This is a genomic window from Paraglaciecola psychrophila 170 (assembly GCF_000347635.1).
Taxonomy (GTDB): domain Bacteria; phylum Pseudomonadota; class Gammaproteobacteria; order Enterobacterales; family Alteromonadaceae; genus Paraglaciecola; species Paraglaciecola psychrophila.
Genome location: NC_020514.1, coordinates 3,449,281 through 3,460,131 on the forward strand (window position 1 = coordinate 3,449,281; position 10,851 = coordinate 3,460,131).

A 10,851-nucleotide genomic window follows, 5' to 3' on the forward strand; every position below is an offset into this window, starting at 1 on the left:
TATTCTTGAATAAGTTTGCTTACACTAGCAAACAATATTCAAACGGCTTAAATAAGAAATTTTTCTGTGAATTTACCCAAGCAGCTATCCTATTGGTTTGAACAACGTCGATCAAAGTTATGTCATAGGCAATTGTTAGTCATAGCAGGCCAAGAAAAATGGACCAGAAACGCTGCGGTTACCTTATTATATGATAACAATATACAAAGTACTTTATGGGTCGGTGACACCGACACCGAAACTGAATATGAAAATATAACTGTAAAAGACTACCGCAGTAAATTAGGTCACGAATATGAGTGGCTGGTATTAAACTGCTTTAGTGGATTTAGAGCCAACGCAGCTATGGCTTTAAGTGGCACGGTCAGAGCACATGGTTTAATGATTATTCTGTGTCCAGAATTATCTGAATGGCCATATTATGCAGATCCCGAACAAAACAATCGTATTTCTTATGGCAATCAACAACCCCATCTCCAAAGTTTCTTTATTCAACACCTGATATCTTGCTTCAGAGAAAATAGTGACGTCGCTATATTATCTGCTGATAAATTTTCTGGTGAGGTAGCATTTGTAGATGATAATTTAGAAACAAATCATTATTACGAGCAAGATACGGCTGTAAAAAGTATTTGTAAAGTAGCTGAAGGGCATACTAATAGACCTTTAATTTTGACCGCAGATAGAGGTCGAGGTAAGTCTTCAGCATTAGGTATCGCCGCGGCTAAATTAATGCAGACGTCGGATAAAACCCTATATTTGACTGCACCGCAAATTCATTGTGTCGAACAGGTATTTGTTCATAACAAACGCATGTTGACTAATGCTTTAATCACTAAAAATGGAGTCGAATATCAGGCAAGTTCGTTAACGTTTAAACCGCTAGATGTATTATTAGCTGATGAAAGTTTACCCGATTTATTATTAGTAGATGAAGCCTCTGCTATTCCGGTACATACACTTAATAAACTTGTGAAAAAATTTCCAAGAGTTGTTTTTAGCTCAACAGTTCATGGATATGAAGGCAGCGGTCGTGGCTTTGAAATGCGCTTTATAAAGCAACTTTCGCAACTAAAACCCAATTTCAAAAGATTCAATATGCTGCAACCGATCCGCTGGTATAAACACGACACCTTAGAACGATTCTGGTTTAATACCTTTTTTCAGGAGGTGCAAACAGATATTGAAAATATTGAGTCCATAAACCAGCAGATTGAGTGCCGACACGTCTCAAAAGCGCAATTGCTTCACGATAAAGAATTACTAGCGGATTTGTTTAGGTTATTAATAAACGCACACTACCAAACCAGTCAAGATGATTTGCAACGTTTCTTGGACGCGCCTGAAATTGAGTTTTTTATATTGACCCGAGGTATAGCTTTGCTTGGTGTGGCTCAAATAGTCAAAGAGGGAGGCGACTGCTTTAGAGAACTTGCAAATACTATTGCTGATTGTAGCAAACGTGTAAAAGGACATTTAGTTGCGCAAAATATTACATCATCCTATAACACTCCCCCTTTCCTCTTAGCTGAACAATGGCGTATTAGCAGAATTGCTATAGACCCTGAACAGCAAAGCAAAGGTTTTGGAAAACAGTTAATTCAATACGTAGAACAGCAAGCAAAACAGCAACATATTAAGTTTTTAACCACGTCTTTTGGTTGCAATACTGACATCATCAAGTTTTGGTACAACAGTGAATTTACCCTAGCTAAACTCAGCGCAAAGCCGGAAGTATCAAGTGGTGAGCACAGCGCTATTTGTATTAAACCTTTAACACGTGAGGCAGTGAAAACATCTGACACTATTCATGAAGCGTTTTATCAGGAGTTCCTTTATCAGATAGACAAAAAATTTCAATTCATGTCTGAAGGTTTACTTATCCAAATACTAGTATTTGAGCAAACTGGAAATCTAGACGTATTTGAAAACATACAACCTCTTGAACAATTTGCCATTGGTAAACGGGCTTACTTTACTTGCAAACGTCTACTAAAAGAATACTTAATCATTAATCCTGGTTGTTTCTCAAAATTAGAATCGCCAGAGCAAACATTATTGGTGGCGGCACTATTACAAAATTTGTCGGATCAGAAAATTTGTACAAAATTTAACTTGAGTGGCAAAAAACAAATCGAACAAGCCTTAAAAACTAGCTTTCGGAAAATTTTATTCGATGCATAATAAAATTCTAGTTTAGGACCTTTAAAATAGGCAACAAACTTGAGTAATCATCCGTCCACAATACCTTTTTATATTGCTCCTTTGATATCACGGATTGCTTATAAATTAGATTTGGTGATTGGGTTATTCGACTATTATTTGTTAACACAACCCACTGGGCATCATGTTCATTACCGTTACCAGGGGTTTCAAACAACATAACCTGCATATCTAAGGTAATGCTGTGCTGTATAATGACAGGCAAAAGTGACAAATGCCGATTAGAAAGGTGCAAAGCCATAACACCTTGGGTCTTGATATGCTGCTGATACAATAAAAACGCTTCATTAGTCATCAAATGTGTAGGAATTAAATCTCCAGAAAAGGCATCAATAATCAGCAAGTCAAATCCATTATTTAGGCCTAAATCTAATTCATGTTGCAAAGTAACCCGAGCATCACCTAATTTGACATCCACTGCAGCATTAGAACGGTCCAAATAACTAAAATATTCATTAGCAAAGTCTGAAACCAGTGGGTTGAGCTCATAAAAAGTATAATGGTCTCCAGGCTGACCATAGGCTGCCAAAGCCCCTACCCCTAAACCGATGATACCAACTTGTAAATTGATGTCACTAGACAGCTCTTCAATGACCAGTTGTACACCTGTACCTGGACGATAATAACTCAGCGGCACAGCTGACTTAGACAAAGGTAAAGATTGACTACCATGTGAAGTAGTACCATCAATTAACCTTCTCTCGTTAACTTTGTCTTTAGTTATATCTTTGACTGTAAGTATCCCGTAGAAATTTCGGGCCTTTGCAATGTCGTACTGCTGGTATTGGTTATTTAGTTTGCTGAAAGCTAATAACCAGACCAGCGCAACAACGGTACTACCTGCAGCTAATATTGAAAGATGGCGATGATTAACACCAGAAAGAATGGGTTTAGCGTCTACAAGAATATCTTGTTTATTCCACAACAAGGAAGCAGTTGCTAATACTAGTACGCTAAAAATCGCAAGGGGAAATTCTAAGAACTCGTCGAAAACACTCTTAGCAACAAAAGACACCAAAAAACTACCAAACACCCCACCGCAAGATAAAACTAAATAAAACAAAGTTGTGTTGCCCTGCTTGGGTTTAAGTGAATTCAATTCACCATGACAAATCATACAGCCACACAATAAAATCAGCAGATAAATCAATAATTGAGTAATGATGTCAAATTGCCCACCAATAAAATAAATTAGCAAGGCCACAAATGACAGAAGCATAAAGAAAGGTAGCCATAGGTATCTAACGTAGATACCAAGATTACTGAATGTCACCACATAGGTTAGTAAATATATGGCTAAAGGTGCGAGCCATAAAAAGGGCACAGGTGGTACATTTTGGGTCAATGCGTTAGTGGTTGACACCAACAATACCACCCCTAATGCAGACAACATAAACCATAATATAAGTCTGAAAGAACCGACTTTAGGATTAATGATATGTTCGGGGATAAAATGGCTATCTTTATTATTTTGCTTAACAACTATAAAAAATATCCAAGCAACTAACAGCACAAATAGGTAATAAATACTGGACCACATCTTAACTTGCCAGTCGAGAGTCATGAAAGGTTCGAATAATACTGGGTAACTCACTAAAGCCAAAAATGAGCCTATATTTGAAATGGCATACAACCTATAAGGATTCGCGCCATTCGTTTCTCTGGTGAACCAATGCTGCAATAATGGTGTGTTGGCTGATAATATTAAATAAGGAAATCCTAAACCCAAAAATAATACTTTCAATACGGCCCAGGTTGGTGGTCCACTTGAAAGTGTATTTTGAATATCAGAAATATTATAAGGTAACAAAAATAAACTACATAATAAGAAAACCAAATGTACAACAATCTGATGCTTCACTTTCAATATTTTCGTCAGAATATAAGCATATAAGTAACCTATTAATAAAAAGAATTGAAAGAACAACATACAAGTGGTCCAAACACTCGCACCGCCCCCGAACCAAGGTAATATGATTTTTGAAATAATGGGTTGAATTTGAAAAATCAGAAAAGCACTAATAAAAACTGATATGAAATATTGCATTGATTATTCAGGCATTGACTTAAAATTAAATTTTATAATGAGTTTTAAACAATACTTTTATTAAAGTAATAAAATAGTGTTGTAAAAAAAAGCTCCCTGAGGGGAGCTTCTTAGATTAAAGTTTTATATTTCGGTTTTTAGCCTTTTCCTTTATATAAGGTTCCCAACTCCTCGCGTTTCGAGCGGTGGACCTGTCCTGTTTTGCTTCCTGCACATGTTTGTAAGCAGACTTAAAGTCTCCCTTGTCAAAGTTTGCTTGCATCATAGCTAAGTGAATAGCACCAACTTTATCCGAGCCGCCATCTAATGCCTTTTGCAACGCAACAATAGCATCGTTATATCTCTCTAAAGCATAGTAAACCATGCCTTGCTTTTGATATAAATCAGGATCAGAATCTAACAAAGCAGACTGTCCATAAAAGTCAGCAGCTTCTTTAAACTCTTTAGCTTGTTGATATGATGACGCAACACTAGTGAGCATTCTTTCGTCTTTATCAACTAAACCGGACTTAATATGCTTATCTAATATTTGAGCCGCTTTTACAGGTATGTCATTCATTGAATATAACTGGCTAAGCGCTTTAATCTCAGCAGCTTTTGTCAAGAAGCCTTGATTGTAAGCCATCTCAAATGTAGATAATGCTTTTTTGTGATCTTCAACAAGCATGTAAAAGAACCCAAGTTGGGTCCATTGTCCTTTGTCATCAGGAAATATCCGCACTGTTTCTTCCTGCACTTCTATGGTTTCTTTATACATCTTGCGGTTGTAATAAGAAGTCATTTTAAGTGCATAAGCAGTTTTATTAGGCTTTTCAGCTAAGGCTATTGCCTTGTTGATAGGCATAATAATTTCAGCAAATCTTTGAGTCTGATAATAAGCGTTGGCCATTCTAAAATAGACATCGAAGTCTTCTTTACAAGTAACCTTCATCCAATCTTGATAGTATTTAATGGCACTATCATACTGCTCTTCCTGAAGGCTTAAATCAGCAATCAGCTTGATTGTACCAACCTGCTCAGAATCATTTAATTCGCTAGGTGCAACTGCTCGTTGCAAATATTCGATTGATTTCTTTGCTTGGCCATTCTGAGTAGCTAACAGGTTACCAATAAATCTGTCAGTAAAAGCCCTGTCAAATGTATTAGAAGTATCGATTTCATACAAAATATCTAGCGCTTCATCGATTAAATCATTGTTATAGGCTTCTAAGGCTTTTCCAACCTTTTTACCTACTTTTTGACCAGGAATATTAGTTGGGCCTCGTTTATAATCAGCACATGCAATGGGAGCAGCTACCTGTGCATAAACACTCGTGGGTATGACAGCGGCAACAGAAATCACTGAAACCACATATAAATGTTTTAGATGTTTCTTCATTATGATTGATCCAACTTAAAGTCTAGTTGCACTGTTAGGCCGAATTGCTTCATCGGTTTACCATCTTCAATTTTAGGCTTGTACTTCCATTTACCCAAAGCACGTCTTGCTTCACGGTCAAAAACACGTTTTGGATCCGCATCTAGCACTGTTACGTCTTCAACTCCACCTACTTCATTGATAGTAAAAGATAATTTAACCCAACCTTCTTTACCATCACGTGCAGCTTGAACCGGATACTTGGGTTCAATTCTTACGATTGGAGTCGCGTCTCCATCACGCATTGCACCTACACTACCGATATTGACTGAAGCACCTCCAACGTCAACACTAGGCATACTAAAGCTCAATCCATCTGTATCGACTTTCGCTACATCAGGCTCAACAGGCTCTATTTTGGGAGGCTGTTTGGGCGGCGGTGGTGGCGGTGGCGGCACTCGTTTTCTTAGTTGTGTAGAATCATCTGGCGTTGCCATAACAATATCAATAATAATCGTTTCACCACTTTTTTCAGGTGGTCTTCCCGTATTAGAAATTAATTCTGCCATTACAACAAAAAGAAGGAAGGCTATTACCCCACCTATAAATATAGAAACTATTAATCGACCCATATTAGCTACCTGCCGTTGCAATTGAGATACGATCAATACCAGCCATTTTAATTTGATCCATGACTTCAACAACAAGCCCATGTTCAGCTTCTTCGTCAGCTTGAATAATGATTACATCAGACGGCTGTTCTGCCATTAAACGTTCTAGATTTGAACGGACAAGGTCCACTTCCACTTCACGTTTATCAATCCAGACCTTTCCATCTTCGGTAACCGCGATGAAAATGTTTGCATTTTTTGGCATGACAGCTAAGTCGCCATTAGGTTTATTAACCTCAACACCTGCTTCTTTCACAAAAACAGTCGTCACAATAAAGAAGATCAACATTATGAAAACTATGTCCAGCATAGGTGTCATATCTATTGTTGCATCTTCTTCTACTCGAACTTTACGACCCATAAGATCCTCTCTTTAATGATGGGGCAAGGCATCTACTAACTTTTCTCTAGCAATTTTCACTTTAGCTTCAAGACGAGAGCTAAAGAAAACACCAGATAAAGCAGCAACCATTCCAGCCATAGTTGGAATAGTAGCCATAGAAATCCCTGCAGCCATTAGACGAGGGTTACTTGTACCCTGAGCAGCCATGGTCTCGAACACACCGATCATTCCGGTAACTGTTCCCAGCAGACCAATAAGAGGGCACATAGCAACAAGAGTTTTAATTAATAACATTCTCGTACCAAGGCCTTCTGAAGCTTGTGAAATCCATGTGTCACGGATTCTATGCGCATACCATGAGGTAGTATCTTCTCGAGCATCCCAGTTGGAAATAATTTCATCTCTCAACTTTGGATAAACTGAAGCTAAATACCAAAAGCGCTCTATCATAAATGCCCACATAAGAAAGAGCGCTACTGCGACAACATAAAGTACGTCACCGCCAGCAGCAATAAAATCCCTGACAGACTCCCATAGTTCTATCAGGTATAACATCTTAAGCTTTCTCCGTCTCAGCATGCGTAGCAATTATGCCCGCAGTCTGCTCGTCAAGGATATGCACAATAGATTTACTGCGCCCAGCAACAATACTGTGAGTCAATAATAGTGGTAAGGCAGCAATAATACCTAAAGCAGTTGTTACCAATGCCATTGAGATACTACCGGCCATCAATTTAGGGTCACCGGTTCCAAACAATGTAATTTGTTGGAAAGTGGCAATCATACCGATAACGGTACCTAACAGACCCAGTAGAGGAGCAATAGCAGCAAAAATCTTAATGATATTGATACCGCTTTCAATTCTCGGTAGCTCTTTCAAAATGGCTTCGTCTAGCTTTAACTCTAAGCTTTCTGTATCAGCAGATTTGTTCGCTGTATACACTTGCAAAATACGACCGAGGGGATTTCCAATAGATGGATTAGACACATTTTTAAGTTGCGTTTTCATTTTCGCACCTACTAATGTGAGTGTAATCACTTTATACAAGCCTATTATTAGACCAATGATTAACATTACTGTAATAGTATAACCAACAGTACCACCGGCATGATAACGTTCCATCATTGTTGCTTTTTCTTTCAACAAGCTAAGAATACCGCCCTTTGAAGGATCCGCATAAAATGGAACAATACCTGAAGTAGCTGCTTGTAATGCATTAGCAGAACTAACTAGATATCCATCAGGTTGACGACCTAGAGGTTGAACCATTTCATTTTGGTCATCGTAAACTAAATAACCTTGCTCACCAATTAAGTTAAATGTACCAACACGAACGACTTCTTGTTGCTGAGATCCACCGTCTAGATTTACGACATCAGTTGTAAAGCGTGAAATTTGTCCTGACTCAGTCATTTCAGTCTGAAGTGCAAACCAAAGATCTTCTAACTCTTTAATGTTAGGAAGACCTTTCGCTTCTTCAGACATACGTTTTAAAAACGCACCACGTCCTGGGAATTCAGCACTTACAATTGAAGTAGAAATTTGGCCATAAGCTTCGGCAGATGCTTGACGAACTACGCCGAACATTTCACCTAAAGTACCTGTGGCTGTTGTCAACTCAACTTCTTTCTCGGCTAATCTTACTTCGTTATCGGCAAATGCTTTTTGCAACCTGTCGCCACGAGACGTTTCAGATTTAAGATCGGCTTGAGCCTTTCTTACTAAAGCTTGTTTGTCAGAACGAGCTGACTGAAATTCTGCTTCACGTTCTTTATTGATACGTGCTTCGGATACACGGCTCTTTTTAACTTCATCAAGAAGCTCTTCTAACGAAGTTGCGGCTTGTGCTGAAGAGGCCAATAATGTAATCGACACAGCCGCTAATATGGATTTAAATACAGTTTTCATCAATATCACTCCGCAGCTTTGATTGGTAGTTTAAGAAGGTCAGCTGGCAATAGTTTGTTCGCCATACGCACAGCTATTACAACTGGATTAATGAATTCAGCACCCAACTCTTCCCAAGCTCTAGCATCATTGTCCCAAACCCAAGCACTCTTTTGATCAAGTGACAAAGCTAAAAGAGCTGTTCTACCCAAATTGAAAAATTCTACTGTAATTACAGTTCCTTGATAATCTAACTTACCTTGATAAGCATCGATTGTACCACCGTATGCGTTTTCGATTTGATATGCTTCGATGACCTGGCGAAACTGTTCAGAAGTTGTAACATTTGAATTAGCCATAATATCGCGTAAACGTTCTACACGCTCTTTACGCTCATTAAGATTAATTGGAATGTCAAGGTCAATGAATTTCTCAAGACTATCAATCATTCTAAACATTAGCGGAACTACGCCACGTTTAACGCCATCAATACCATCAATCTGTGTTTGTAATGAATCGATACTACGTTGTTGATCTGCAACCAATGTAGATACGTAGTCATTGTAGACTTTCAGATTTTCTGTTTCGTCAACAACTCCGCGGTACTCAATAAACAATTCCTGTGACTGTTCGTACAGGTTATTAATTTTCTTTTGGGATTTCGCTGCAGCCGCATGAATTTTAGCTTCTTCTTTGTGAAGCTCGTTTAACGGATCTGCAGAGACAACAGCACTGCTGCCGAGTGCTATCGCACCGACGACGGCAGAAGCAATAAGGTTTCTCTGGCTCATTTTGGACATATTTCCCAACCAATTTTTTTATTTTAAATCCTCGTCAAGCCATAAATTTTATTGACAAGGGGCTATAAAGTTCTTTTTTCAAGGGACTTTGAATTTATAAGAATAAAGACCAAGACCAAAGAATATTCACACGTATGTAAGTAAATTGTCAAGAAACTACAACCATTAAGACAGAAATTATTACAATCAGCCAATCAGTGTTCATAAACTAATCATATCACCATACAAATTAACATTTAATAACAGAACTCGATTTATGAAGTTAACTAAATATTGGTCTTAATATAAAATCTTATAGCTAAAAAAGAAGATATTTGTACATAATAATCAGCTAATAATTACGCAGATTTTTAGAATGTTGATAGTGTCCCACAGTATTTAAACCTCAACAAAAGACTAAACAATGCATTAAGAATTGAAATTTATAGTATCTATAGGCTTGATAGGTATGACTAGGAATATTCAATTCACAGGGAAGAAAACCAGTATTAGTCGAGTGTTTGGCCATTTGACCGTACCATAATAACTTAAAGTTTACGTCTCCCTCAGATTAATATTCTAACCACGGCCGTCATGCGCTGACATTGACGGCCGTGGTAACTTCAATGTCATAGAAGGATATGGAAAATATAAAATAAAATAGCTCAGAATACCCCTCGCTCTCACACACCACATCCCTGACCTGACACTTTAATGATGTCCTTCAGCACATCAATCTAGATGATTTCAATACCACTATTATCCCATAAACACTCCAAATCAGTCTTAACGAAGAAGCAGCATTGCGTTAAATGATAAAACCATTCACCTTACATTAGCCAAAGCTTAGGAATATGTGCTGCTCATTTAGTCAGTGCTTAGTCGGTTGAGAATAATATATCTGGACAAACTTGAGAGAGTGAAGGATTTACCCCTTTTCCTATAGAACCAAACGTAAGGTTCTCATATGGCTCATACACACCATAAACTACAATATTGTGGTAAAAAGCTATTCCTGGGATACCCTATCAATATGATAAAGTCCTAATTCATCGAACCAACTATTCTTCATTGCAATAGTTGACACAGGACAATTTATATTGCGCCATGATTGCATTTTGATGAAGATGTATTTCCCTTTAAGCTAAGGTGTTTTAACCGTCAATGTATACAGCTGGGCTGCTTCCATAGCCCCAACTGGATGACGCCTAAGCGCCTCATCCCCATAATTAGCAATGTAAACTCTCGCTTGCAATTGGTTATTTTGAAATAATTAACAAACCCACGAACACAGTATTTAATTGCCTAAAAACCTCTTGCGCTGTCGGTATCCCCAACAAACGCATACTGCCATCATTTTTGGGTATTTCTAACCGTCTAACGGCCTGCCCTTGATAATTTTTGTCTTTTAGTTAAAGCAATAAGATTTTAATTACACTGCAAATCCGCAGCAAAATCGCTCTGCTTATCGATGCCTGCCGCGCGTTTCGCTCTTGACGCATATTTATAAAGGCTGCCGTTAAAATTCGCATGCAGCCGTTGC

Annotated in this window: 8 protein-coding genes; 1 reads left to right on the forward strand and 7 read right to left on the reverse strand. The window is 38.1% G+C overall.

All coding sequences use genetic code 11. From position 1 onward, the window contains the following. The first annotated feature begins 66 nt into the window (after positions 1-66). Positions 67-2,184: a tRNA(Met) cytidine acetyltransferase TmcA gene (locus C427_RS15070; protein WP_007639003.1), complete on the forward strand. Its 2,118-nt coding sequence runs from the start codon at positions 67-69 to the stop codon at positions 2,182-2,184. Positions 2,185-2,191: 7 nt separating this feature from the next. Here the strand turns inward: C427_RS15070 and C427_RS15075 are convergent, their stop codons facing one another. From C427_RS15075 to C427_RS15105, 7 genes are all read right to left on the reverse strand, one after another. Beyond that, positions 2,192-4,270, reverse strand: coding sequence for a hypothetical protein (locus tag C427_RS15075; RefSeq protein ID WP_007639009.1), 2,079 nt, complete (start codon positions 4,268-4,270; stop codon positions 2,192-2,194). A 115-nt stretch (positions 4,271-4,385) separates the two neighbouring features. Beyond that, positions 4,386-5,648, reverse strand: a complete 1,263-nt coding sequence (locus tag C427_RS15080) for a tetratricopeptide repeat protein (RefSeq protein WP_007639015.1) — start codon at positions 5,646-5,648, stop codon at positions 4,386-4,388. Next, positions 5,648-6,259: an energy transducer TonB gene (locus C427_RS15085; RefSeq protein WP_034899572.1), complete on the reverse strand. Its 612-nt coding sequence runs from the start codon at positions 6,257-6,259 to the stop codon at positions 5,648-5,650. Before C427_RS15085 ends, C427_RS15080 begins: the two co-directional genes overlap by 1 nt. A 1-nt stretch (position 6,260) precedes the next feature. Continuing rightward, positions 6,261-6,659 (reverse strand): ExbD/TolR family protein, encoded by a 399-nt coding sequence (locus C427_RS15090; RefSeq protein WP_007639019.1) that lies wholly within the window; start codon positions 6,657-6,659, stop codon positions 6,261-6,263. A gap of 12 nt (positions 6,660-6,671) precedes the next feature. After that, a complete protein-coding gene (locus C427_RS15095; protein ID WP_007639023.1) occupies positions 6,672-7,196 on the reverse strand; it encodes a MotA/TolQ/ExbB proton channel family protein in 525 nt (174 codons plus the stop codon). Between the two features lies 1 nt (position 7,197). Beyond that, positions 7,198-8,550 carry a MotA/TolQ/ExbB proton channel family protein gene (locus C427_RS15100; RefSeq protein WP_007639030.1) on the reverse strand — a complete coding sequence of 451 codons (1,353 nt, stop codon included), beginning with the start codon at positions 8,548-8,550 and terminating at the stop codon, positions 7,198-7,200. 5 nt (positions 8,551-8,555) lie between these two features. After that, positions 8,556-9,320 carry a DUF3450 domain-containing protein gene (locus C427_RS15105; RefSeq protein WP_007639031.1) on the reverse strand — a complete coding sequence of 255 codons (765 nt, stop codon included), beginning with the start codon at positions 9,318-9,320 and terminating at the stop codon, positions 8,556-8,558. Positions 9,321-10,851 lie beyond the last annotated feature (1,531 nt).

Bases quoted from the DNA above. Each gene is read 5' to 3' on its own strand.
- C427_RS15075 (WP_007639009.1), bottom strand. From the start codon at position 4,270: ATGCAATATTTCATATCAGTTTTTATTAGTGCTTTTCTGATTTTTCAA.
- C427_RS15080 (WP_007639015.1), bottom strand. From the start codon at position 5,648: ATGAAGAAACATCTAAAACATTTATATGTGGTTTCAGTGATTTCTGTT.
- C427_RS15085 (WP_034899572.1), bottom strand. From the start codon at position 6,259: ATGGGTCGATTAATAGTTTCTATATTTATAGGTGGGGTAATAGCCTTC.
- C427_RS15090 (WP_007639019.1), bottom strand. From the start codon at position 6,659: ATGGGTCGTAAAGTTCGAGTAGAAGAAGATGCAACAATAGATATGACA.
- C427_RS15095 (WP_007639023.1), bottom strand. From the start codon at position 7,196: ATGTTATACCTGATAGAACTATGGGAGTCTGTCAGGGATTTTATTGCT.
- C427_RS15100 (WP_007639030.1), bottom strand. From the start codon at position 8,550: ATGAAAACTGTATTTAAATCCATATTAGCGGCTGTGTCGATTACATTA.
- C427_RS15105 (WP_007639031.1), bottom strand. From the start codon at position 9,320: ATGAGCCAGAGAAACCTTATTGCTTCTGCCGTCGTCGGTGCGATAGCA.